Below are 276 nucleotides of genomic sequence, written 5' to 3' on the forward strand. Positions count from 1 at the left end.
TGTCTCAGCGAAGGAGGATCGCGCCATGGCCTTCATTCATACGCCCCATGCATCCGAGAACGACAAGACCGCGTCGATGTACGCTTCTGCAGAGGCCAGTTACGGCTACCTGCCGAACATGTACCGCGCCTTCGGGCACCGGCCGGAGGTGATGGAGCATTGGGGGGCGCTGTTGTCCAGTATTCGCAGCCATATGACGCTGAGGCGCTATGAGCTGGTGACGCTGGCTGCTGCGCGGGAGCTCAAATCGTCTTACTGCATGCTGGCCCATGGTTC

At 60.5% G+C, this 276-nt stretch carries 1 pseudogene; it reads left to right on the plus strand.

Annotated features, from left to right (window positions below):
- Nucleotides 1-25 precede the first annotated feature (25 nt).
- A pseudogene (locus tag SB764_RS39895) lies at nt 26-276 on the plus strand (hypothetical protein); the annotation flags it as partial.

This window comes from Paraburkholderia sp. SIMBA_027, assembly GCF_046535315.1.
Taxonomy (GTDB): Bacteria; Pseudomonadota; Gammaproteobacteria; order Burkholderiales; family Burkholderiaceae; genus Paraburkholderia; species Paraburkholderia tropica.